The 24623-nt window shown below is 62.2% G+C and carries 22 protein-coding genes; 13 read left to right on the top strand and 9 right to left on the bottom strand.

From position 1 onward, the window contains the following. Window positions 1–45 precede the first annotated feature (45 nt). On the top strand, window positions 46–1281 hold the full coding sequence (gene opgC, locus PMI07_RS08810) for an OpgC domain-containing protein (RefSeq protein ID WP_007769691.1): 1236 nt from the start codon (window positions 46–48) through the stop codon (window positions 1279–1281). 208 nt (window positions 1282–1489) lie between these two features. Here the strand turns inward: opgC and PMI07_RS08805 are convergent, their stop codons facing one another. Together PMI07_RS08805 and PMI07_RS08800 are read right to left on the bottom strand one after the other, a co-directional pair. Then, complete coding sequence (locus PMI07_RS08805) at window positions 1490–3022, bottom strand: altronate dehydratase family protein (RefSeq protein ID WP_007769692.1); 1533 nt, start codon at window positions 3020–3022, stop codon at window positions 1490–1492. Window positions 3023–3055: 33 nt separating this feature from the next. Continuing rightward, window positions 3056–3757, bottom strand: a complete 702-nt coding sequence (locus PMI07_RS08800) for a FadR/GntR family transcriptional regulator (RefSeq protein WP_007769693.1) — start codon at window positions 3755–3757, stop codon at window positions 3056–3058. Between the two features lie 294 nt (window positions 3758–4051). Here PMI07_RS08800 and PMI07_RS08790 point away from each other — a divergent pair, with 294 nt between their 5' ends. From PMI07_RS08790 to PMI07_RS08750, 9 genes are all read left to right on the top strand, one after another. Beyond that, window positions 4052–5602: a sugar ABC transporter ATP-binding protein gene (locus PMI07_RS08790; RefSeq protein WP_155956478.1), complete on the top strand. Its 1551-nt coding sequence runs from the start codon at window positions 4052–4054 to the stop codon at window positions 5600–5602. Between the two features lie 9 nt (window positions 5603–5611). Further along, complete coding sequence (locus tag PMI07_RS08785; protein WP_007769698.1) at window positions 5612–6640, top strand: ABC transporter permease; 1029 nt, start codon at window positions 5612–5614, stop codon at window positions 6638–6640. Between the two features lie 196 nt (window positions 6641–6836). Then, entirely contained in the window at window positions 6837–7793 is a 957-nt protein-coding gene (locus tag PMI07_RS08780) for an ABC transporter substrate-binding protein (protein WP_007769700.1), read from the top strand. 75 nt (window positions 7794–7868) lie between these two features. Further along, the gene (locus tag PMI07_RS08775) at window positions 7869–8882 is read left to right on the top strand and encodes an aldo/keto reductase (RefSeq protein ID WP_024163682.1); all 1014 of its coding nucleotides are present in this window, start codon (window positions 7869–7871) and stop codon (window positions 8880–8882) included. A 3-nt stretch (window positions 8883–8885) separates the two neighbouring features. After that, window positions 8886–9704, top strand: a complete 819-nt coding sequence (locus PMI07_RS08770; protein ID WP_024163681.1) for an amidohydrolase family protein — start codon at window positions 8886–8888, stop codon at window positions 9702–9704. Between the two features lie 4 nt (window positions 9705–9708). Further along, on the top strand, window positions 9709–10716 hold the full coding sequence (locus PMI07_RS08765; RefSeq protein ID WP_024163680.1) for a zinc-binding alcohol dehydrogenase family protein: 1008 nt from the start codon (window positions 9709–9711) through the stop codon (window positions 10714–10716). Between the two features lie 11 nt (window positions 10717–10727). Beyond that, window positions 10728–11057 (top strand): L-rhamnose mutarotase, encoded by a 330-nt coding sequence (locus PMI07_RS08760; RefSeq protein WP_007763955.1) that lies wholly within the window; start codon window positions 10728–10730, stop codon window positions 11055–11057. Window positions 11058–11107: 50 nt separating this feature from the next. Next, entirely contained in the window at window positions 11108–11842 is a 735-nt protein-coding gene (locus PMI07_RS08755; protein WP_007763952.1) for an SDR family oxidoreductase, read from the top strand. Window positions 11843–11859: 17 nt separating this feature from the next. Beyond that, window positions 11860–13137, top strand: coding sequence for an L-fuconate dehydratase (locus tag PMI07_RS08750; RefSeq protein ID WP_007763943.1), 1278 nt, complete (start codon window positions 11860–11862; stop codon window positions 13135–13137). 18 nt (window positions 13138–13155) lie between these two features. On the opposite strand, the gene PMI07_RS08745 is transcribed toward PMI07_RS08750, so the two are convergent. Then, the gene (locus PMI07_RS08745; protein WP_007763930.1) at window positions 13156–14580 is read right to left on the bottom strand and encodes a mannitol dehydrogenase family protein; all 1425 of its coding nucleotides are present in this window, start codon (window positions 14578–14580) and stop codon (window positions 13156–13158) included. Window positions 14581–14862: 282 nt separating this feature from the next. On the opposite strand from PMI07_RS08745, the gene PMI07_RS08740 reads away from it, so the two are divergent. Together PMI07_RS08740 and PMI07_RS08735 are read left to right on the top strand one after the other, a co-directional pair. Continuing rightward, a complete protein-coding gene (locus PMI07_RS08740) occupies window positions 14863–15435 on the top strand; it encodes a hypothetical protein (protein ID WP_007763929.1) in 573 nt (190 codons plus the stop codon). A gap of 96 nt (window positions 15436–15531) precedes the next feature. Further along, window positions 15532–16815 carry a cystathionine gamma-synthase family protein gene (locus PMI07_RS08735; protein WP_007763927.1) on the top strand — a complete coding sequence of 428 codons (1284 nt, stop codon included), beginning with the start codon at window positions 15532–15534 and terminating at the stop codon, window positions 16813–16815. Between the two features lie 49 nt (window positions 16816–16864). On the opposite strand, the gene PMI07_RS08730 is transcribed toward PMI07_RS08735, so the two are convergent. After that, window positions 16865–17254, bottom strand: coding sequence for a hypothetical protein (locus PMI07_RS08730; protein WP_024163679.1), 390 nt, complete (start codon window positions 17252–17254; stop codon window positions 16865–16867). An 868-nt stretch (window positions 17255–18122) separates the two neighbouring features. Continuing rightward, the gene (locus tag PMI07_RS08725) at window positions 18123–18686 is read right to left on the bottom strand and encodes a YdeI/OmpD-associated family protein (protein WP_007772911.1); all 564 of its coding nucleotides are present in this window, start codon (window positions 18684–18686) and stop codon (window positions 18123–18125) included. 346 nt (window positions 18687–19032) lie between these two features. Here PMI07_RS08725 and PMI07_RS08720 point away from each other — a divergent pair, with 346 nt between their 5' ends. Further along, window positions 19033–19323, top strand: a complete 291-nt coding sequence (locus PMI07_RS08720; RefSeq protein ID WP_007772910.1) for a GIY-YIG nuclease family protein — start codon at window positions 19033–19035, stop codon at window positions 19321–19323. Window positions 19324–19765: 442 nt separating this feature from the next. Here PMI07_RS08720 and PMI07_RS08715 read toward each other — a convergent pair whose 3' ends face one another. From PMI07_RS08715 to PMI07_RS08700, 4 genes are all read right to left on the bottom strand, one after another. Further along, window positions 19766–20185: a hypothetical protein gene (locus PMI07_RS08715; protein WP_037086030.1), complete on the bottom strand. Its 420-nt coding sequence runs from the start codon at window positions 20183–20185 to the stop codon at window positions 19766–19768. 525 nt (window positions 20186–20710) lie between these two features. Further along, a complete protein-coding gene (locus PMI07_RS08710; protein WP_007772909.1) occupies window positions 20711–22927 on the bottom strand; it encodes an FAD-dependent oxidoreductase in 2217 nt (738 codons plus the stop codon). A gap of 164 nt (window positions 22928–23091) precedes the next feature. Continuing rightward, window positions 23092–24300, bottom strand: a complete 1209-nt coding sequence (locus PMI07_RS08705) for an acetyl-CoA C-acetyltransferase (RefSeq protein ID WP_007772908.1) — start codon at window positions 24298–24300, stop codon at window positions 23092–23094. Window positions 24301–24358: 58 nt separating this feature from the next. Then, window positions 24359–24547, bottom strand: a complete 189-nt coding sequence (locus tag PMI07_RS08700; protein WP_007772907.1) for a hypothetical protein — start codon at window positions 24545–24547, stop codon at window positions 24359–24361. Window positions 24548–24623: the final 76 nt, after the last annotated feature.

The following is a 24623-nucleotide window of genomic DNA, read 5'->3' as shown; positions in this document are numbered from 1 at the left end:
AAAGGCGACAGCCGTCGGAACCGGCAAAGACGGAGACCGCGACCGATGAAACGATTTGATATTATTGATGGTATGCGAGGATATTTCCTCGTTTTCATGGTACTCAACCATCTGATCTTTGCCGGCGGCTATTTTCTGGTGAAGATCAACCACAATCAGCTCGCCTTCGTGGAAGACGCGCAGGGCTTCGTCTTCCTGTCCGGTCTCCTGATCGGCATGGTCTATGCCAAGAAGATGCTGAAGAACGGCTATGCGGCCGGACGGACGGCGATCTACAACCGCGCCTTCGAGCTTTATCGTTATGCGATGGGCATCGTGTTGGTTGTGCTGGTCGCGCAGATGCTGCTGCCGGGAGCCTATTCGATCTGGTTCAACTGGCTGGGTTACACGACCTTCGACGACCCGCTGCGCCTCGCAGCGATCGCGACATTCCTGTACCAGCCGACCTTCATGGACATCCTGCCCCAGTATATCGTCTACATGCTCTTCGCCCCGATGCTGGTGAAGCTCGTGCTGGAGGGTAAGTGGCATTATGTGGTCGCCGGTTCTGTCATCCTGTGGATGGCGGCCCAGCTCGGCCTGCAGCAGATCGCCACGACCCCGCTCAACGATCTGGTCATGGGTGCGGACGACCAGGGTATCCGCGTGTCGTTCAATCTGCTTGGCTGGCAGGTCGTGTTCTATTCGGGCCTCGTGCTCGGCGCGCTGACCTCGGCCGGCAAGATCAAGTGGAGCAATATCCTGTCGCCGGACAATACCTTCATCCCGAAGGTGGCGCTGCTGATGGTTCTGTTCTTCCTGCCGCTGCGCCTGATTACCGCGCATGAGCTGATGCCGCCGCACATGATCGGCAAGTTCGCCTCGATGGAAATCCGTGCCGATTTCGGCCCGGTCTACCTCCTGAACTTCGCAGCCGTCGCGATGCTGGTCACGTGGCTGATCGTGGCAGGTCCGAAGCACAAGGACGAATGGGTGCGCCGCATCGCCGGTGCGATCACCTGGGTGTTCTCGATCAAGTACCTGCAGCTTCTCGGCCGCCACTCGCTCTACGTCTATGTGTGGCACGTTGCGATCGTCTATTTCGTCTATTATTTCGACGGACGGACGCCGGAGCTCAACGAGTTCACCAAGACCGCGATTGCGCTCGTTTCGATCGCGCTGCTGTCGCTGCCGGCCCTGTGGCGCGAACGCGACAAGCTGTTCGGCACGGCGGAACCTGCCCCGGTCAAGGTGCAGCAGCCGGCAAAGCCCGGCGCACCGCAGCAGATGGTCATTCGGTAAGGCGATGTATGGCGAAACAAACAAGGGCAGTGGCTTAATCCACTGCCCTTTGCCTATAGGAACCTTGCAACCACTCGACGTCATCCTCGGCCTTGAGCCGAGGATCCAGCATCCGCACCGCCAGCCCATGGATCCTCGGGTCAAGCCCGAGGATGACGGAGAACGGGGCGGGTAGCCGTTTTCCCGCGATATCCCCGTAGAATGCTTTTCACGTAACCGCCCCGACCTGCCACGGCACGAATTCGTTGTCGCCGTAGTCGTAGATTTCGCTGAGCGTCTTCTTGCCCGAAGCCACCGCGATCACATCCTCGAAAATCCGCATTCCCGCCTCTTCGATCGTCTCCTCGCCGGTGACGATGCCGCCGCAGTTCAAGTCCATGTCTTCCTTCATGTGCTCGTACATTTCGGAATTGGTGGCGATCTTGATGCAGGGCGACGGCTTGAAGCCCGAAACCGAACCACGGCCGGTGGTGAAACAGATGACGTTGCAGCCGCCGGCCACCTGGCCGGTGACGGCCACCGGATCATAGCCGGGCGTATCCATGAACACGAAACCGGGTTCGGTAACGGTCTCGGCAAACTCGTAGACTGCCTTCAAGGGCATCGACCCGCCCTTGGCGACCGCGCCGAGCGATTTTTCCAGAATGGTGGTCAGGCCGCCGAGCTTGTTGCCGTGAGACGGGTTGTTGTTGAGCTCGTCGCCGTTGCGGGCGGTATAATCCCGCCACCAGTCGATCCGCTGCAGGAGCTTCTTCGCCACGTCCGGGGTCACGGCGCGGCGGGTGAGCAGATGTTCGGCACCATAGATCTCGGGCGTTTCCGACAACACCGTCGTGCCGCCGTTGCGGACGATCAGGTCTGACGCATAGCCGAGCGCCGGATTGGCGGAAATGCCGGAATAACCGTCCGAACCGCCGCATTCGAGCGCCAGCTTCAGTTTGGAGAGCGGCTGCGGGGTGCGCGTCGCGGCATTCACGCCGGGCAGCATCTCCTTGATGATGGCAATTGCCGCATCGATCGTTTTCCGGGTGCCGCCATGCTGCTGGATATTCATGGTCCGCAGCCGGTCGCCCTCCTCCATGCGGTAATGTTCGAGGATCGGGGCGATCTGGTTGGTTTCGCAGCCGAGCCCGATCATCAGGATGCCGCCGAAATTCGGATGCCGGGCATAGCCCTGGATGGTGCGGATCAGCAGCCTGTAGCCTTCCGACTTGTTGTTGAGCGCGCAGCCGCCGCCATGGGTGAGCGCCACGACGCCATCGATATTATCGAAACCCTCCAAGCCGCCCAGGCGGTTGAAATAGTCGGCGATATAGCGGGACACCGTGGCGGAACAGTTCACCGACGAGATGACACCGATATAGTTGCGGGTTCCGGCGCCGCCGGCGCCGCGGTCAAACCCCATGAAGGTGCGCCGCTCGGCGTCCGGCAGCATGCCCTTTTCCTCGATATCGACGCTGAACTGATGCTCATGCTCGGACGGCAGCATGGCGAGGTTATGAAGGTGCACATGACTGCCCGGCGCGATGTCTGTGGTCGCGATGCCGATCACCTGGCCGTATTTCTTCACTTCGCCGCCGTTCGGGATGGCCCTCAGCGCCACCTTGTGGCCGCGGCCGATCAGCTCGCGGGCCATAAGATCGCCATAACCGGTCGGGCCGCCGGCCTGCATCGACCGCCTTGCGACGCCCACGTCGTCGATCGGATTCAGGATGATGAGGGGTGAAGCAGCCATATCCATTTTCGTTTCCTCCCCGAAACAGGCGCAGGGATATCACCGTGTCTCGTGATTCATCCAGCGTTGTTTCGATTCTTCCAGATGCGCATGCATCATCGCCTGGGCGAGAAGCGGATTGCGCGCCTCCAGCGCCGCAAAGATCGCCTCGTGCTCGGCAAGCGCAAGGCCCCAGGTTTCCGGCGTTTCGAACCGGGCACGGATCTGCGCCGACATCGGGCTGTGGCGCTCATCGAAGAGATCTCCGACGATATGCGCCAGCACCGAATTGCCCGACTGGCTGGCGATGGTGAGATGAAAAAGCCGGTCGAGATCCAGCGCCTTGCGCCCTTCGGCGATCTCGGTGCGCATCTGGTCGAGCGTCTGGCGTAGCGACCGCAAAGTCTCGGGCGTGATCCGTGCCGCCGCGAGCAGGATCACCGCGCCTTCGACCGCGGCGCGCGCCTGCATTAGTTCCAGCGGGCTTTCGCCCATGGAACCGCTCTGCCACGGGCGACGGTCCGGCTCGGCCGTCACGTAGATGCCCGATCCCATGCGGATCTCGACGCTCCCGTCGATTTCGAGCGCGATCAACGCTTCACGCAGAGACGGCCGCGAGACCCCGAGCTGCTGGGCAAGCTCCCGCTCCGCCGGCAGGCGGGCGCCGGTCGGAAACTGGCCGCCCTGGATGAGCAGCCGGATCTGGTCGGCAACCTGCTGGTACAGCCGTCTCGGTTCTGGCGCTTTGATGGATCCGTTCATGAATTTCGTCGTCCTGGAAATGTGGCCTTACCATATCAGGCCGCTGGAAGAGAGCAACAGCCAAATTAGATTCATTGAAAACACAATAGTTTCCAGACTTCTCGATGCTTTTAGCCTTGCCTCCGGGAGGATACGACAGGCTTTCGGAAAAATTGGCTTGACCAGTTTCGCCCTCGGGTTTACCCATTAGCAACGCCGGAGGGAGGAGCCGATGGCGAATGGGCCTTGCGGCCCAGGGAGGCAAATGTGGAAAACCGGCCGGCCAAGCTTGGGCAGACTATGTATGGCGCCGCCATGCCGCCGGGCCGCGTTTCGCCAGCGTCGACCACCGAACCGCTGCTCCGCCTCGACAATATCAGCAAGGATTTTCCGGGCGTCAAAGCGCTCTCCAATGTCCATTTCGACCTCTACCGCGGCGAGGTCCATGCCGTCTGCGGCGAGAACGGCGCCGGCAAGTCGACGCTGATGAAGATCGTCAGCGGCGTCTACCAGCCGAGTTCAGGCACGATTACCTACAAGGGCGAGGAACGGCATTTCTCCTCGACGCGGGAATCGGAAGCCGCCGGCATCGCCATCATCCACCAGGAACTCAACCTCGTGCCGCACCTGACAGTGGCGGAAAACATCTACCTCGCCCGCGAGCCGCGCCGCGGTTTCCTCGGCGGAAGTTTTCTGGTCGACCGGAAGAAGCTGCGCGCTGACGCCAAACGCTGCCTTGATCGGCTCGGAGTTGACATCAATCCGGACCGGCCGGTGCGGGGCTTGTCCGTCGCCCAGTGCCAGATGGTCGAGATCGCCAAGGCGCTGTCGCTGGACGCCGAAGTGCTGATCATGGACGAGCCGACCTCGTCGCTCACCGAGCAGGAGACGCGGCTGCTCTTCAAGGTCATCCGCGACCTGAAGGCGTCTGGCGTCGGCGTCATCTATATCTCGCACCGGCTGGACGAGATGTCCGAGATCGTCGACCGCGTCACGGTCTTGCGCGACGGCCGTTATATTTCCGCCGACGATTTTGCCGCCACCAGCATCGACGCGATCGTCTCGAAAATGGTCGGGCGGTCGCTGGAAGAGAAGTTTCCGGACCGCACGTCCGTCCCGAGCGACGAGATTATCTTCTCGGCGCAAGGCCTTTCGCGCGCCGGCGTCTTCCGCGACGTCTCCTTCACGCTCCGCCGCGGCGAGATTCTGGGCTTTGCCGGCCTGATGGGCGCCGGACGGACGGAAGTGGCGCGCGCCATTTTTGGAGCCGATCCGCTCGATGCCGGCACGGTCAGCCTGCACGGCCACACGCTCTCCATCACCTCGCCGCGCGATGCGATCGCCGCCGGCATCGCCTATCTCTCTGAGGACCGCAAGGCTCAAGGGCTGGCGATCAAGATGCCGGTCGATGCGAACATGACGCTCGCCAACATGGCGGCCGTCTCCAATCGTTTCGGGCTGATCGACTTCGCCAAGCAAGCCAAGGCCGCCAAGGACTATATCGACCTCCTCAACATCCGCACGCCCTCGATCAAGCAGCCGGTTCGCCTTCTCTCGGGCGGCAACCAGCAGAAGATCATCATCGGCAAATGGCTGTTCCGCAAATCGAAGCTGCTGTTCTTCGACGAACCGACGCGCGGCATCGATGTCGGCGCCAAGCTGGCGATCTACCGGATCATGGACGAGCTTGCGACGAACGGCATCGGCGTCGTGCTGATCAGTTCCGAACTGCCGGAAATTCTCGGCATGACCGACCGCGTCGCGGTCTTCCACCAGGGCCGCATCACCGGCGTGCTGGAAACTGCGAAAACCGACCAGGAAGAGATCATGCGATACGCCTCCGGCTACGTTCGGTCGGCGGGATGAGGGCATACCATGGCTGAGATCACCGACGTTACGAAGCAAAAGGGCATGTCGTTCAGCGACCGGCAGAAGGACATCATCCAGAAATTCGCCGCCCTCGGCAGCCTGTTCGTGCTGATCGGCGTGTTTTCGGCAACCAGCAGCGCCTTCTTCACCATCGACAACGGCATGACGGTGGCGCTTCAGGTGACCTCGATCGCCTTTCTCGGCATCGGCGCCACCTGCGTCATCATCACCGGCGGCATCGACCTCTCGGTCGGCTCGGTGCTGGCGCTATCCGGCGTCGTTGCGGCGCTCGCGGTCAAGGATTTCGGGACGCCGGTCTGGCTCGGCATGATCTGCGGCATTCTGACGGGCTCGGCCTGCGGTTTCATCAACGGCATTCTCGTCACCAAGATGAAGCTGCCGCCGTTCATCGCGACGCTCGGCATGATGATGATCGCCCGCGGCGTGGCGCTGCAGATCACCGGGGCACGGGCGGTCTCGGGGCTCGGGGAATCCTTCGGCGAACTCGGCAACGGCTCGCTCTTCCGGGTCGTCAAGATCGGCGACGACGGCTTTCCGACCATCATCTTTCCCGGCATCCCCTATCCGGTCATCCTGATGATCGTTATCGCACTTGGCGTTTCCTACATGCTCAACCGCTCGGTGCTCGGCCGGCATATCTATGCGGTCGGCTCGAATGCCGATGCCGCCCGGCTGTCCGGCGTCAACGTCGCCCGCATCGTCAGCTTCACCTATGTGCTCTCCGGCACGCTGGCCGGCCTGACCGGTTGCGTGCTGATGTCCCGGCTCGTCACCGCCCAGCCGAACGAGGGGGTGATGTACGAACTCGACGCGATCGCCAGCGCGGTCATCGGCGGCACGTCGCTGATCGGCGGGGTCGGCACCATTTCCGGAACAGCGATCGGTGCCTTCGTGATCGGCATCCTGCGCAACGGCCTCAACATGAACGGCGTCTCCGCCTTCACGCAGCAGATCATCATCGGCCTCGTCATCCTAGTCACCGTATGGATCGACCAGTTGCGCAACCGCCGTTAGAGCGCCGTGCGCCTGTCGGGCGCATAAAGGACGCTCTAAGTTATTGAATCTACGCATCGCACTTTCCGAAAATCTTCGATTTTCGGGTCGATGCGATGGAAAGGGCACGCGGACCGTTCTACCCGCGAGAATACCAAGGGAGTGAGGAACTCTCCTAAAAACCGGCCGATCAGGCCAACGATAAGAGGAGGAAGACATGAAAAAGCTTGCTGCCGCATTGCTGACATCCGTGATCGCGCTGACCGCGTTCTCGGCCAGTGCTGTCCCGACCTGGGCGGGCGAAATCGCCGTCATCGTGAAAACCGTCAATTCCACCTTCTGGCAGAATGTCCAGAAGGGCGCCGATGCCGCCATGAAGACCGGCGGCGCCGGCAACACCATGACCTTCCAGGGACCGGCCGCGGAATCGGCGATCGCCGACCAGGTCAACATGGTCGAGAACGCCGTCAACCGGAAGGTCTCCGGCATCGTGCTCGCCCCGTCCGACCCGGACGCCCTGGTTCCGGCCGTCAAGAAGGCCTGGGAGGCCCGCATTCCGGTGATCATCATCGACTCGCTGCTCGCCAAGGGCTCCGAGCAGTACTACCAGTCGTTCCTCGCGACCGATAACAAGAAGGCCGGCGAACTGGCCGCCAAGGCGCTGATCGACAAGGTGGGCAAGGAAGGCAAGATCGCCGTGATGTCCTACGTGGCAGGTGCCGGTTCCGAGATCGGCCGCGTCGGCGGCTTTACCGACTATATCAAGGCGAACTCGAAGCTGACCATCGTCGGACCGTTCTACTCGCAGTCCCAGATGGCGACGGCGCTCAACCAGACGACCGACGTGCTGGCCGCCAATTCCGACCTCAAGGGCATTTTCGGCGCCAACGAGCCGACGGCGATCGGCATGGGCCGGGCGCTGAAACAGTCCGGCAAGGCCGGCAAGGTGGTCGCGATCGGGTTTGACGGAAACCAGGACCTGCAGGAATTCGTCAAAGACGGCACGCTGTCGGCCATCGCCGTGCAGGGCTCCTTCCAGATGGGCGAACTCGGCGTCAAGACCGTGCTGCAGTCGATCAACAAGGAGAAGGTCGAGAAGTTCGTGGATACCGGCGTCGTCGTCGTCACCAAGGACAATATCGACAAGCCGGAAGCCAAGAACGTTCTCTACTGAGCCTTACCCCAGCGGGCGCGCATCGCGAATGGTGCGCGTCCGTAATCCCCTATCCCCAGAACTGCGGACTGTCCCATGAATGTCACCGAGCGCCGAAAGCTGCCCAATGCCCCCGTCGAACTCACCGTCATGGGTCTCGGCTGCGCGCAGATGGGCAACCTTTACCGCAAGACCTCCTACGAGGAATCGGCAGGCGCCTTCAGGGCAGCCTGGGAGGCCGGCATCCGCTATTACGATACGGCGCCCTTCTACGGTTACACCCGCTCGGAACGGCGGCTGGGCACGATGCTGACCGACCTGCCGCGCGGCGACTACGTGCTCAGCACCAAGGTCGGCCGGGTGATGCAGCCGGACCAGACGGTCGGGCAGGATGAGGACGGATATGTCGATCCGCTGCCCTTCCGGCCGGTCTTCGACTACAGCTATGACGGCATCATGTGGTCCTTCGAGGCGAGCCAGCAGCGGCTCGGCATCCTCAAGCCCGATATCCTCTACATCCATGATATCGGCAGCATGACCCATGGCGACAAGCACCAGCACTACTGGCACCAGCTGACAGACGGCGGCGGTTTTCGCGCGCTGAAGAAACTGCGTGAGGAAGGACTTACCAAAGCAGTCGGCCTCGGCGTCAACGAGTGGGAGATCATCCGCGACGCGATGCAGGTCTTCGACATCGATGTCGCCATGCTCGCGGGCCGTTACACGCTGCTCGAACAGCAGAGCCTTGCCTTCATGGACGATTGCGCCAGCCAAGGCGTCGGCATCGTGGTGGCCGGCCCGTTCAATTCCGGCCTGCTCGCCGGCAACCGCAAGTTCAACTACACGGATGCTTCGGCCGACATCCTTGCCCGAGTCGACGTGCTGCGCGCGGCCTGCGAGGAAGAGGGCGTCAGCCTGCAGGCGGCGGCGCTGCAATTTCCCCTCGCCCACCCAGCCGTGGTGACCGTCGTTTCCGGCGCACGCACCGCCGAGCAGATCAGATCGAATGTCGACTGGTTCGGCGAAGACATCCCCACCTCCTTCTGGTCACGGCTGAAGGCCCGCGGGCTGATCGCCGAAGGCGCACCGCTGCCGGGCCAGGGAGCCTGAGCCATGCGGATCGACGCGCACCAGCATTTCTGGCGGATCGCGGACCGGGTGGGCCAATGGCCGCCGGCCGAATTGCAGGCGATCCACTGGGATTTCCTGCCCGACGACTTGGCGCCGCTTCTCGATGCGGCCGGCATCGACGGCACCGTGCTGGTGCAGACCATGGAGAGCGGGGCGGACACGGCATTCATGCTCGATCTCGCCGACAGGACGCCCTTCATCCTCGGCGTGGTCGGCTGGACCGACATGAAAGCGCCTGACGCGCCGGCGAACATCGCCCGGCTGGCCCGGCATCCGAAGCTTAAAGGTCTTCGCCCGATGCTGCAGGATATCGCCAACGACCGCTGGATCGACGATCCCGCACTCGATAGTGCCGTTGCAGCCATGCTCGAACATCGGCTGGTCTTCGATGCGCTGGTGCTGCCGCGCCATCTCGAGCCGCTGTTGAACTTCGCCCGGTGGCACCCGGACCTCTCCATCGTCATCGATCATGGCGCCAAACCGCCGATCTCGGAAGGCCGGTTCATCGACTGGTACGCGCGCATGAAAGTGCTTGCCGAATTGCCGAACGTCCATTGCAAGCTCTCCGGCCTGCTGACCGAAGCCGGCGACCAGAAACCGCAAGCGGTGCGGCCCTATGCCGAAACCATTTTCGATCTGTTCGGCGCGAAGCGGGTGATCTGGGGCAGTGATTGGCCGGTGCTGGGGCTTGCCGGCGAGTATCGCGCCTGGCTCGATCAATGCCTCGACATCGTGCCGGTCGACGATCACGGCGATGTCTTCAGCGGCAATGCCCAGCGCTTCTACAGGCTCGGAGCGTAAGCACATGCTGACAATAATCTGCGACGCACCGGGCAAACTCAGCGCCATCGACCGCCCCAAACCTCTCCGCGGCGATGGCGAAGTGCTGGTGAAGCTGCGGCGCATCGGCGTCTGCGGCACCGACCTGCATATCTTTACCGGCAACCAGCCCTATCTCTCCTATCCGCGCGTCATGGGCCATGAGCTCGCCGGAACGGTCGAGGAAGCGCCGGCCGGCGGTGCGCTTGAGGCTGGCGATACCGTCTCGATCATGCCCTACATCTCCTGTGGCCGCTGCCATACCTGCCTCAAGGGCCGGACCAATTGCTGCCGCAACCTCGGCGTCCTCGGCGTGCATCGCGACGGCGGCATGACCGAATATCTGAGCCTGCCGCAGGAATTCGTGCTGAAGGCGGATGGCCTGTCGCTCGATCAGGCCGCGATGGTGGAATTCCTGGCGATCGGCGCCCACGCGGTCGCCCGTGCCGGGATCGAGCCCGGACAGAGCGTGCTGGTCACCGGCGCCGGGCCGATCGGGCTTGCGGTCGCGATCTTCGCGACGCTCGAGGGCGGAGTGGTGACGCTTCTCGACAGCCGCGGCGACCGGCTGGACTTCGCCCGTCAGCAGCTCGGCATCGCCTCCACGGTTCAACTTGGTCCGGACGACCACGGGCAGCTCTCAGCGCTGACCGGCGGCGACTTCTTCGATGTCGTCTTCGATGCGACCGGCAATCCGAAAGCGATCGAACGCGGGTTCGGGTTCGTCGCCCATGGCGGCACATACGTGCTCGTTTCGATCGTTTCGAGCGACATCACCTTTTCCGATCCGGAATTCCACAAGCGCGAAACGACGTTGCTCGGCAGCCGCAACGCCACGGCCGTGGATTTCGAGCGGGTGATGCGGGCCATGCGCGCGGGCAAGATCCCCGCAGCCCTGATTACCCATAGAATGATGCTGTCGGAAGTGCCGGAACGTTTTCCGGGGCTGACCGATCCGGCGGCCGGCGTCGTCAAGGCGCTGGTGGAAATCTAAAGGAGACGATGATGCAGCGAATGGGCATGTTGATCGGCGTCGAGCCGCAGATGATCGGCGAATACAAGCGCCTGCACGCCGCCGTCTGGCCGGAAGTGCTGGAGCTGATCAGCCGCGCCAATATCAGGAACTACACGATCTTTCTGCGCGAGCCGGAAAACCTGCTGTTCGGCACCTGGGAATATCACGGCACGGATTTCGAAGCCGACATGGCGAAAATAGCCGCCGATCCTAAAAATCAGGAATGGTGGTCTCTCACGATCCCTTGCCAGAAGCCGCTCGACAGCCGCAAAGAAGGCGAGTGGTGGGCGATGATGGAAGAGGTCTTTCATCTGGATTGAGGATTTCCTCAATCAGACTGACGGCCGGCCAGATAATTCGAGGACAAGACATGACGATCAGACTTGATGGGAAAACCGCATTGGTGACCGCCGCAGGCCAGGGTATCGGCCGGGCGGCGGCGCTCGCCTTTGCAGAAGCCGGCGCGACCGTCCATGCGACAGATATCAACGAAAGCTTGCTGGCTGCGTTGCCGAAACTCGACAATTTGAGAACCGCAAGGCTCGACGTGCTTGATAACGCGGCCATCGTCGCCTGTGTCGAGAACATCGGGACAGTGGACATCCTTTTCAACTGCGCCGGCTTCGTTCATGCCGGCTCGATCCTCGAGATGAAGGACAGCGATTTCGATTTCGCCCTCGACCTCAACGTCAGGGCGATGATCCGCACCATCCGGGCCGTGTTGCCGGGCATGCTGGCGCAGAAGGACGGCGCGATCATCAACATGTCCTCGGTCGCCTCCAGCATCAAGGGCGTGCCAAACCGCTTCGCCTATGGCGTCACCAAGGCGGCCGTGATCGGGCTCACCAAGTCGGTCGCCGCCGACTATGTGACCGACGGCATCCGCTGCAATGCCATCTGCCCGGGCACCGTTGAAAGCCCCTCGCTGCAGGATCGCATGCGGGCGCAGGGCGATTACGACCAGGCCCGCGCCGCCTTCATCGCCCGCCAGCCGATGGGCCGGCTCGGCACCCCGGAAGAAATCGCCGAACTCGCCCTCTACCTCTCCGGCGCCACCTATACGTCAGGCCAGGCTTACGCCATCGACGGCGGTTGGACCATCTGAACGATTACGAGAAAACCATGACCCGCATCACCGATCTCCGCGTTTTCGATCTCCGTTTTCCCACATCGCAGAGCCTCGACGGCTCCGACGCGATGAACCCGGACCCGGATTATTCAGCGGCCTATGTCATCCTCGATACCGACAACGGAGATCTCGCCGGCCACGGCCTGACCTTCACGATCGGGCGCGGCAACGACATCTGCTGCATGGCGATCAAGGCGATGCGGCATCTGGTGGTCGGGCAGGAGCTGGAAAGCTTCGCTGCCGCCCCCGGAAAATTCTGGCGACATCTGACCAGCGACAGCCAGCTGCGCTGGATCGGTCCAGACAAGGGCGCCATCCACCTCGCCACCGGCGCTGTGGTCAACGCCTTCTGGGATCTGCTGGCCAAGCAGCGCGGCAAGCCCGTCTGGCAGCTGGTTTCCGACATGTCGGCGGAGGAGATTGCCGACATCGTCGACTACCGCTACCTCACCGACGTGCTGTCGCGCGAGGATGCTTTGGCGATTCTGAAACGAGCCGAGGCGGGCAAGGCGGAGCGCATCGCGGTGCTGAAGCGCGAGGGTTATGCCTGCTACACGACGTCCGCCGGCTGGCTCGGGTATCCCGAAGACAAGCTCCGCCGGCTCTGCAAAGAGGCGGTCGATGCGGGCTTCAACCATGTGAAGATGAAGGTTGGGCGCGATCTCGAAGACGATATCAGGCGCCTGACCATCGCCCGCGAGGTGATCGGCCCCGACCGTTACCTGATGATCGATGCAAACCAGGTCTGGGAGGTCGGCCAGGCGATCGATTGGGTGAACAGGCTCGCCTTCGCCAAACCCTTCTTTATCGAGGAGCCGACCAGTCCGGACGATATTGCCGGGCACCGCAAGATCCGCAATGACATCCACCCGGTAAAGGTCGCGACCGGCGAGATGTGCCAGAACCGCATCATGTTCAAGCAGTTCATCGCGGAAGGCGCGATCGACATCGTGCAGATCGATTCATGCCGCATGGGCGGGCTGAACGAGGTTCTGGCGGTGCTGCTGGTCGCGGCAAAATACGATCTTCCCGTCTGGCCGCATGCCGGTGGCGTTGGCCTCTGCGAATATGTCCAGCATCTGTCGATGATCGATTACATTGCCGTGTCCGGCACCAAGCAAGGCCGGGTAATCGAATATGTCGACCATCTGCACGAGCATTTCGTCGATCCCTGCGTCATCGAGAACGCCGCCTATATGCCGCCGACACAAGCCGGTTTCTCGATCGAGATGAAACCGCAGTCGATCGCCAACTACACGTTCAAGGGCTGATACAGGAGGACGCCGGCATCAGCCGGCGTTCAATTTTTCAAGCTCCGCATTCACCCGCGCACGCCATGCGCTATTCTCTGTGAGAGCCTGGGGGAACAGGCCGGGAATTGCGAAGAAGGGTGCGGACGGATCATCCGCCGTCATCCTGGCGGCGGCAGCCTTGAGCTCAGTCGCGCGCGGATCGTTGATCTCGGCGGTCTTGCGGGCATAGGCGATCCAGAGAGCAATAACGTAAGCTGCAGACGACGCATCTCCACCGCTCGCCAGGGTTTCCACGGCACCGGCAAAGATGCGCTGCGGCAGTTTCTGGGTGCCGTCCATGGCGATCTGCTGTGTCTTGTGGGCGATCGTCGGGTTTTCGAAGCGCTCGATCAGCTGGTCCATGTAGCGGCCAAGATCAATGCCCGGCACGGGATCGAGCGTCTTCACCGCTTCCGCCATGTGGCGGCGAACCAGCGCCCGGTATTCCGGCACGGCCATGACGTCGCGGACGAAGGTGAGGTCCTTCAGCTGGCCGAGATAGGCAATCAGCGAATGGGCGCCGTTGAGCAGCCGCAGTTTCATCTTCTCATAGGGCTCGACATCATCAACGAAAAGCGCGCCGCCTGCTTCCCATCTCGGCCGGCCGGCAAAGAAATGGTCCTCGATCACCCATTGCATGAAGGGTTCGGTGCCGAGCGCCAGCCTGTCTTCGGCGCCGATCAGGGTTTCGGCAAGTTCCCGCGTCTCGTCGGTCGCGGCCGGCACGATGCGGTCGACCATGCTGGACGGAAAGGCGCCCTGGCCGGCGATCCAGTTGGCGAGCGCCGGATCGCGGGCGCCGGCCATCTCGATCACCAGCCGCCTCACGATGCGGCCATTGGTCGGCAGGTTGTCGCAGCAAAGCACCGTGAAAGGTGGCAGGCCCGCGGCATGGCGGCGCGAAAAGCCTTCGACCAGATAACCGATCACGCCCGTTGGCGATGTCGGATTGGCAAGATCGGCCTTGATGGACGAATGGTAACGGTCGAGGCCGCCGGATACCGGATCGATGCCATAGGCCTTTTCGGTGACGGTGATGGTGACGACTTTGATCGCGGGATCGGCCAGCAGCGCCAGGATTTCCGCCTGGTTCTCGGTGCCCGACAGACCCTTGATCACCGAACCGACGACCTGGGCCTCATCTCCGGCAGCGCTGCGGGCGACAACCGAATAGAGCCCGTCTTGGGCTGCGAGATCATGGACGATATCGACCGAACGTAAGCTTACGCCGACGATGCCCCAATCCCCGAACTCCGCCCCCAGCGCCGCGTCCGTATAGACCGCCTGATGGGCGCGGTGGAATGCGCCGAGGCCGATATGCAGGATGCCGGGTTTCAGAAGAGCCCGGTCATAACCGGGTGCTGCAACATGGGGGGCAAGTGCGGTGGAAGCGGAAAGGCGTGGCATTCTTCTGATCATCATACCCGGAATATTCCCGGGCATCCTCCCTTATTGATGCAAGCAGTGATAGCCCTGCGCGAGCGCACGGGTCAACGCCATAGTCTGGACATCCGGCCGACGGGAAGCCAGAGATTTCCGGCTCGAATGGCGCGGAGAATTGTGCACCGCCCACGAGCGGCGCTTTCAAAACATGCAAAATCTGATAGGGACTAACGACCGGTCGCGGGGCGCCCGGCACATCCACTGATCGACCGAGGACCGGCCAGGTTTTCGGCATGGGGCGTTGCGGACAAGGGGGCATTTATGCGTTTGTTGGCAGTTTTTTCGATGGCGCTTGCCCTGGCTCTGGCAGGGTGCTCGCAGGTGGCGGAAAAGGCGGAAAACGCCGCCAACCGGTCCTTCACGAGTTATGCGATGGGCCGTCCCTACACCGAGGTCGCCAATGTCAACCAATCGACCCTGGCGCGGCTTTCCGGCTCCGAGGCGACGTTCGGGCCGATGATCGGCGCGACGCAGCTGAAAAACGGGATGACCATCTACCGGCATATCGCGCCCGCCGCAAAAACCGAGTCCGGTTTGAGCTTCGGCGGGCTGGTCGGCCGCTCGACCGTGTCGCAGAACAACCGGCTTTCCTATTTCCTGGTCGGCGCCGATGGCATCGTCCAGGATTGGGCGACCGGTTCGGTGCAGGGCAGCACCAGTGACTGCGTGCGGTATATCGGCGGCATCATCAACCGCTGCGCCGACATGCAGCAGGTCCAGGCTTCCATGGCGCTCTACGACACGCGCGTGACGACCAAGGGCGGCCAGCCGATCTCGGCCTGGGGAGAGCCTGCGGCACCCGCCGCACATCTGGCAGCGCCGGCGGCGCGTTAAACAATCCGGCTTTCGCAGGTAGCACCCCTTGGCGGGGTCGGTTCTGGTATTATCTCCGCTCACGGCATCCGCTGTTTTCAAGCCAGGAGATCCTTCATGACCGCCCCGCATCCCTCCAAGACGCATATCGGCAATCACAAGCTCCATCCCGAAACGCAGATGCTCAATTACGGCTACGATCCGGAGCTTTCCGAAGGGGCCGTGAAGCCGCCGGTGTTCCTCACCTCCACCTTCGTGTTCAAATCCGCCGAGGAGGGCCGCGACTTCTTCGACTTCGTCTCCGGCCGCAAGGAACCGCCGGCGGGGACGGGGGCGGGGCTGGTCTATTCCCGCTTCAACCATCCCAACAGCGAGATCGTCGAGGACCGGCTGGCGGTCTATGAGCAGGCGGAGAGCTGCGTGCTGTTTTCCTCCGGCATGTCGGCGATCGCCACGACGCTGATGGCGTTCGTCAGGCCGGGCGACTGCGTGCTGCACTCGCAGCCGCTTTACGGAGGCACCGAAACGCTGCTTTCGAAAACCTTTCTCAACATGGGCGTTGCGGCGGTCGGCTTTGCGGATGGGGTCAACGAAGAGCTGGTCACAGCTGCAGCCAGGGAGGCGATGAGTAAGGGCAGGGTTTCGGTGATCCTGATCGAGACGCCGGCGAACCCGACCAACAGCCTGGTCGACGTGGCGATGATTCGACGGGTGGCGGATGCGATCGGCGCAAAACAGGGCCACACCCCGGTGATCGCCTGCGACAACACGCTGCTCGGTCCGGTCTTCCAGCGGCCGATCGAGCACGGGGCGGATATCTCGCTCTATTCGCTGACCAAATATGTCGGCGGCCATTCGGACCTGATAGCGGGTGCGGCGCTCGGCTCCAAGGCGGTGATGAAACAGGTCAAGGCGCTGCGCGGAGCGATCGGCACGCAGCTCGACCCGCATTCCTGCTGGATGCTCGGCCGCAGCCTGGAGACGCTGTCGATCCGCATGGAAAAGGCCAATACCAATGCTCTGGCGGTCGCCGACTTTTTGCGCGGGCACCCGAATGTCGAGGCCATCCACTACCTGCCCTATCACGACCCGGCATCGCCGGTCGGCAAGGTGTTTGCGGCGCAGTGCACCGGCGGCGGCTCGACCTTCTCCTTCGACATCAGGGGCGGCCAGCCGGCCTCGTTCCGGTTCCTGAACGCACTGCAGATCTTCAAGCTGGCGGTGAGCCTCGGGGGCACGGAATCGCTCGCCAGCCACCCGGCGACCATGACCCATTCCGGCGTCCCGGCCGAGGTGCGCCAAAGGATCGGCGTGCTCGACTCGACCATCCGGCTGTCGATCGGCATCGAACACCCGGACGACCTGATCGCCGACCTGACGATCGCGCTCGACCAAGCGTGACGGGGAGGCAGACACGAAGAAGCATGGGCGGGGCGACCCGGCATGGCCATCACGCCTCCCGGTCGGCCTGGCGCCTGCCATCGTATGTCGGCTCGGCGTCGTCCTCGCCGCCAAGCCGCCTCATGCCGGCCAGCACCTCCTGCTGACGCGCTCCGCCGGGGCCGACGCAGGGAGGAAAGCTATCGTGGTAACGCGGCTCGGCGCGATATTGCGCTTCCGTGAGAAACCCCCTGCAGGCCTTGGCCCGGCGGCAGGAAGAAAGGCCGCAGGTCTTCCAGAAGCCGAGATAGGTCGTGACATACTGGGTGAACTTCTGGAGCTCGCGGGATTTCCGACGTGCCGGCAACGCGCTGAACTCGCCCCAGGTCATCCAAGGTAGATAGAGTTGCCTGCCCTCTTCCTCGAGGAGGCGGCGGCACTCTTCTTCGCTTCTCGCCATCGTTCCTTCTCCCTGATCCTTCTCTTCCGGCGCGGTCCTGAACACGGGCCGCAGCACCTTTTGCCGCAACCGCTCAGAGGCGCGCGCTTTCGTTCACGCAGCCGTTTCCGGCTCCCGTGTTCGGTTCCGATCTTCCTGTCCCGGCGAACCGGGCCTGCCCTTACGTCTCATCGGAGAGCCCACACGAATGCGGAACCTCATTTTGTTTAATATGTGTGGCTCCGCATTCGCGTGGCCTTCGGCGTCTTTTCGGGGTGTCCCTCCCCTACAGGTGATCATCTCGCCTCGCTGCATGGCCAGCTTTCACACTTGCCACTTGCACGGCTCAACCGAACCGGACATGGCTGTCCGGGGGAGGCTTGATAGGGAAAGCGCCGGTTGCCCGACACTCGCCCATGGCTTTCACCTCCCTCACCTTCCCCGCACGTTACGGTTCCAATGAGGGCGCCGGCCCCGCCTGCCCGCGAACGTCTCGCGAAACACTCCGGCGACGGAAGCGGGGCAATTGTAGGCATGGTGGCGAGGGGTGGGGATGAACAATCGGGCAAGTTATTGAAAATGCCGGAAGGAGGCGGCTATTTGTCCTCGGGCAAGGCATAAGACTGGCGATATTGAAGGGTGTGCCGGGTGACACCCCCCTCTGTCCTGCCCTCTGTCCTGCCGGACATCTCCACCTCAAGTGGGGAGATCGAAGGAGGCGTGCTCTGCGGTCCCTCTCTGATTTGTGCGACGGCAGGAAGCTGGCCAAGGAGTGGAGTTCGGCAAACTCAAGGCTCTTTGTCGGGTAGGACCTTGCTTCTGGCCGATCTCCCCCCTTGAGGGGCAGATGTCCGGCAGGACAGTGGGGGGTAGCTCGGTAGAAACGCCTCTATTTGTCTAGTGCCAGCTTCACCACCGCCTTCGCCAGCCGCGCGGCCCGAACCTCCGGCGTGGTCGCCTTCAACAGCGGAAGCACCACCGCATATTGCCCGGTCCTGTCGAGTTTTTCGAAGGCGGCGGCGGCGTCGGGGTTTTCGCGCAGTGCGGCGACGAGATCATCCGGCAGGGCGGCGGTGCGCTGCGGCTCATAGGCCACCGCCCAGCGCCCGTCGGCCTTGGCGGCCTCGACCTCCGCCAGCCCCGCCGGCCGCATCCGCCCGGCCTGCGTCAACGCCTCCACCCGATCGACATTGAGCTTCGACCACGGGCTTTTGGCGCGGCGCGGCGAATACCGCTGCAGGTAGGAGGTAGCGTCCAACCCCTTGCGCTGGCTGTCGATCCAGCCATAGCAGAGCGCCACATCAAGGGCCTCGTCGATGGTGATCAGGGTTCTCGCCGGGTTCTTCTTGCCGATCTGGAGCCAGACGCCGGACGAGGTGGCATGGTGGGTGGAGAGCCAGGAGGCCCACTCGGCGGGGGTGGTGAAGGCGAGGGGTTGGGTGGGGGAGTCCATGGGCGGTCCGGGGGCGCGAGTTGGTGGTGGGGATTGTAGCGCTTAGTGGCTGTGTTGCCAGCGGGGATGGATGGCTTGCCGCGAACTAGAGCCGGCTCTGGCTCCCGCCGTGGCAGGCGGCGAGTAGGTGTTCCGACTGAGACAAGGGTGGATCCTCGGGTCAAGCCCGAGGATGACGGCGTTGGATGTGGTGCCTAAGCGTGAGACAGCACCAGTGAGAGGCGCTCATCGTTTGCTTGGGCACCGTAACTCCATCCTCTCGGCCGTCATCCTCGGGCTTGACCCGAGGATCCACCCCCCAAACGCCAGGGTTGACGGCACCCCACCACAATTCCATCATGCTCGCATGGCGGGATATGTCTACATCGTCACCAACCAGAAGCACGGCACGCTTTATATCGGCGTGACCTCCGATCTCGCCAACCGCATCTACGAACACCGCGAAGAACATCACCCCGGCTTCACTTCGAAATACGGCTGCAAGCGGCTCGTCTGGTACGAAGCCCACGACAACATCGTCAGCGCCATTCAGCGGGAGAAGTCGCTCAAGCGCTGGTATCGGCAGTGGAAGATCGAGCTGATCGAGAAGATGAACCCGGATTGGCGGGATTTGTATGGGGAGTTGGGGGGCTGGTGAGGTCGCGGGAGCGGCATGGATCCTCGGGTCAAGCCCGAGGATGACGATGTTGAAGGTGGTGCCACGATGCGAAACAGCACCGGCGATACACGCTCATCGTTTTCTCTGGGCACCCCAACTCCACTCTCTCGGTCGTCATCCTCGGGCTTGACCCGAGGATCCACCGCGGCAAACGCCAGGGCTGACGAATGCCGAGGACGACATTGTCCGCGGCAGAAGTCGCTCAGACACCGGTATCGGGACAAAGAGTGGATCCTCGGGTCAAGCCCGAGGATGACGATGTAAGGTGGTGCCACGATGCGAAACAGCACCGGCGATACACTCTCATCGCTTTCTCTGGCACCCCAACTCCACCCTCTCGGTCGTCATCCTCGGGCTTGACCCGAGGATCCCCACATACTCTGAAGAATATTTTAAATACTAAACAATACAGTTCCAAACGTTATTCGTCCTCCAAATCGATCACATCATATACATTGAGGATACGATAAGCACGAGCTCTTCCATTTACGTATTCAACATCGACGTCAACCACAAAAGCCTTCTGAAAAGGATTGCCTTCGTGAGCCAAAATGGCGCTTTTAATTGTCTGGCCGGCCAAATCTGAGACGTATATCAGTGTACGAGGCGCGAGATCGATACGCTCTACGACGCCTTTTTCTGCCGTCCGCTTTCCAACCTTTAGGTCTTCAATACTAGATTGATGAAGGCGCATTAACACCCGGCGAAGAGGTTCATTACTTTGATGTTCAATTTCCTTGCGCTGAGCGGCTATATTTTGTTGAATCGTAACCGCTTCCGAACGTTGCACTGCAAATTCCTGTAAGACATCCCCATCTTGATGCCTTGCATAAATATCCATCTTTCCCGAAGAATCGTTGGCGATAGCCCGCACGGTATCATTGAGATTTTTGAGCCGCTGTGTCGTTGCATCCGGCAGCCTTCTCCCGGCTGACGAAGAAGACTGAGCGCGTCGCCAATATTTCTAACAAAATCGACCGATGTATTTATTAATTCCGCTTGCGAAACAAATGGGGCTAAGGCTGCCACAAGTTCTAATACAATTGAGCCTCGCCTGATATCCACTACCAGCAACCGAGATTCCTCCGCGGCCAAGCCGGGACGCTCTCTCTTCAGGGCAGCTTCATGTTCGCGAGCTAAAGCCGTCAACGATCCTGTGAAATCTAGCAGATCAATTGGTTGGCTATTGTGGATTTCAATAACAATTCTTGGCCCCTCCATGCTTAAGAGAGGCACGAGCAAGCCTTCGGTCATTAGCATCCCCAGCAAGACGACGTTAACTAATCATCTTCTAGCACAGGCGGCAATCAACAAGGCTCGTTCACGTGTAGATGCATGCCCGCCACGGTGAGATAAGAAGGCGGCCTCACGCCGCCTTCCCCACCGTCCCATACGGGTCAAAACGCCCATAAAACGTCTCGCCCTTCGCCGCCATGTCCTTCAGGAGCGGCGTCGGCTTGAAGTGCGGGCCGTAGGCCGCGGCTAACCTTTCGCACAGTTCCACGAACGTCTTCACGCCCATGCCGTCGATGTAGGAGAGCGTGCCGCCGGTATAGGGGGCGAAGCCGAAGCCGAGGATGGAGCCGACGTCGGCTTCGCGCGGATCGGTGACGATGCCTTCCTCGACGGTGCGGGCGGCTTCGAGCGCGATCGTTACCAGCAGGCGCTGTTTCAGGACGGCGACATCCACCTCATCAGCCTTTTTCTGCGGATAGAGGGTCTTCAGCTCGGGCCAGAGGAATTTCTTGGCGGGCTTGGCCGGGTATTCGTAAAAGCCCTTCAAATTCTTGCGGCCGCGGCGGTCGAACACGTCGACCAGCTGGTCGACGAGCGCCATGTGCTCCGGCTTGACGGCATTGGGGCCGAGATCGGCGATCGAGGCCTTCATGATCTTCTGGGACAGATCGACGGCGACCTCGTCGTTGAGCGACAGCGGGCCGACCGGCATGCCAGCCATTTTTGCGGCATTTTCGATCATCGCCGCCGGCACGCCTTCGATCAGCATGTCATAGGCTTCGTTGATATACCGGAAGACGCAGCGGTTGACATAAAAGCCGCGGGTGTCGTTGACGACGATCGGGGTCTTCTTGATCGCGGCGACGAAATCGAGCGCCACGGCCAGCGCCTTGTCTCCCGATTTTTCGCCGAGGATGACCTCGGTCAGCATCATCTTTTCGACCGGCGAGAAGAAATGCACGCCGATGAACTGGTCGGAACGCTTGGAATTCTCGGCAAGACCGGTGATCGGCAGGGTCGAGGTGTTGGAGGCAAAGATGGTGGTTTGCGGGATGACCGCTTCGACGGCCTCGATGACCGCCTTCTTGACCGCGCGATCCTCGAACACCGCCTCGACGACCAGGCTTGCATCGGAAAGCGCCTGGTAATCCGGGGTGGGGGTGATCAGCGCGAGAAGCTTTTCGCCCTCCTCCTTGGTCATCCGGCCCTTGCCCACCTGATCGGCCACCAGCTTTTCGGAATGGGCCTTGCCCTTGTCGGCAGCCTCCTGATCCCGGTCGATGAGGGTGACGGGAATGCCGGCGGCGGCCGTCACATAGGCGATCGAAGCGCCCATGAACCCGGCGCCGACGATACCGACCTTGGAGAACTCGGTCTTGGGCACGCCTGCCGGGCGGCGGGCGCCCTTGCCGAGTTCCTGCATCGAGACGAACAGCGAGCGGATCATCGAGAAGGCTTCGGTGGTGCGCAGGATTTCGGTGAAATACCGCTGCTCGACCTTGAGGCCCGTATCGAAGGGAAGCTGCAGGCCTTCATAGACGCATTTGAGGATGGCAAGCGCGCCCGGATAGTTCCCGGCGCTTTCGCGGCGCAGGATGGCGGGGGCGGCCGGCCAGAGCTGGGCGGCAGCCGGCGTCCAGATGCCCCCGCCGGGGACCTTGAAACCCTTCTCGTCCCAGGGGGCGACGGGCTTCAGGCCGTCCTTGATCATCTGCTTGGCGGCATTGATCAGCTCGGCGGGTTCGACGACCTGGTGCACGAGGCCCATGGCCTTGGCGCGCTGGGCGGTCAGCGACGAGCCGGTCGTCATCATCTGCAGGGCGTCCTGGGCGTTGGCCAGCCGCGGCACGCGCTGGGTGCCGCCGGCGCCCGGGAAGATGCCGACCTTGACTTCCGGCAGGGCAATCTTGACCGACTTGGAATTGGCGGCGACGCGGCCGTGGCAGGCGAGCGACAGTTCGAACGCACCGCCCATGCAGGTGCCGTTGATCGCCGAAACCCAGGGCTTGCCGTTCAACTCGACCTTGCGCCACAGCCAGGACATGCGGCCGGCGGCATCGAAGAGTTTTTGCGCGGCAGTGGCCGGGTCCCTGGCCTGCTCTTCGGCGAGCATCGAGAACATCGACTTGATCATGGTGAGATCGGCGCCGCCGGAGAAGGACGACTTGCCGGAGGTGAAGACGACGCCCTTGACGGCGGCGTCCGCAACAGTCGCATCGACGATCGCCTCGATCTCGTCCATCACCTCCATGGTGAAGACGTTCATGGATTTGTCGGGCATGTCCCAGGTGACGAGAGCGATGCCGTCCGCGTCGGTTTCGACGGTGAAGTTCTTGTAGGTGCTCATGATGGGATTCCTCTTCCCTTGAATTTCTGTGCCGCTAATTCGGGCCTCTCTCTTCCGTCATGGTCGGGCTTGACCCGACCATCCACAGCTCCGGGCGTGGATCCTCGGGTCAAGCCCGAGGATGACGGCGAGTGGGGAGAGCCCGCCCGCCTATCCCCGACAGTTCAGACCCGTTCGATAATCGTCGCCGTGCCCATGCCGGCGCCGATGCAGAGCGTGACGAGCGCGGTGTTCAGGTCGCGGCGTTCCAGCTCGTCGAGCACCGTGCCCAGGATCATCGCGCCGGTAGCGCCGAGCGGGTGGCCCATGGCGATGGCGCCGCCGTTGACGTTGATCTTGTCGTGGCTGATCTCGAAGGCCTGCATGTAGCGGAGAACCACGGCGGCGAAGGCTTCGTTGAGCTCGAAGAGGTCGATGTCTGAGATCTTCATCCCTGAGCGGGCGAGCAGCTTTTCGGTGACGTCGACCGGGCCGGTCAGCATCAAAGCCGGGTCGGAGCCGATATTGGCGAAGTGGCGGATGCGGGCGCGGGGCCTGAGGTTCATGCTCTCACCGCCAGCCTTGGAGCCGATCAGCACGGCTGCTGCACCATCGACGATGCCGGACGAATTGCCGGCGTGGTGGACATAAGTGATCCGCTCGATTTCCGGATGGGCCTGGATGCCGACGGCTTCGAAACCACCCATCTCGCCCGGCATCTGGAAGGACGGGTTGAGGGAGGCCAGCGACTGCATGTCGGTGGTCGGGCGCATGTGCTCGTCGCGGTCGAGGATCACGAGGCCGTTCTGGTCCTTCACGGGGATGACCGAATTCTTGAAGTAGCCGGCCTCCCAGGCTTTTCCGGCGCGCCTCTGGCTTTCGACGGCATAGGCATCGACGTCGTCGCGGCTAAAACCGTATTTGGTGGCGATCAGGTCGGCGGAAACGCCCTGCGGCATGAAATAGGCCGGGAAGTTGACAGACGGGTCCATGTACCAGGAGCCGCCGGACATGCCCATGCCGACGCGCGACATCGACTCGACGCCGCCGGCAATCACGATGTCGTCGGAACCGGCAGCGACCTTGCCGGCCGCGAAATTGACGGCGTCGAGGCCCGAGGCGCAGAAGCGGGAAATCTGCATGCCGGGGGCCCTGGTGGAATAGCCGGCCTCGAAGGCGGCGGCCTTGGGAATGACGGCGCCGGCATCCATGACCGGATCGACGCAGCCCATGATGATGTCATCGACCCTGGACGTATCGAGGCCGTTGCGGTCGCGGATCGCTTCCAGCGTCTTGGCGGCGAGGCGGACGGACGGCACTTCGTGCAGCGCCCCATCCTTCTTGCCGCGGCCGCGCGGCGTGCGGACGTGGTCGTAAATGAAGACTTCGGTCATGGTGTCATCTCCCTGGGTGGCAAACGGGTTGCCAGCAATTTTGATTTACAAAACACCCCTAGCTGCGGGTATCGGACTGTTCTTTTGAAGCAGGAGGGTTCGCGAGAGGCTGAATGACAAGTCGGCCTTTCTCAGCGCGGACATCTACATCAGCATCGATCTTCAGGCTGAGTTGCTCGAGAAGCTCATCAGGGATCGGCATAACAACATCTCCGGCAAATTCCTGAAGCGTGACATAGGTCTTCATCTGCCCCTCCTGATCCAATAGTTTGAATATAGAGCCAGAATGCCCCTCCCCAGCCCTCCCAACAAGGCTGGGGAGG

The sequence above is a fragment of the Rhizobium sp. CF080 genome (genome assembly GCF_000282095.2).
Taxonomy (GTDB): Bacteria; Pseudomonadota; Alphaproteobacteria; order Rhizobiales; family Rhizobiaceae; genus Neorhizobium.
This window is presented reverse-complemented; position numbering and strand designations above follow the sequence as displayed.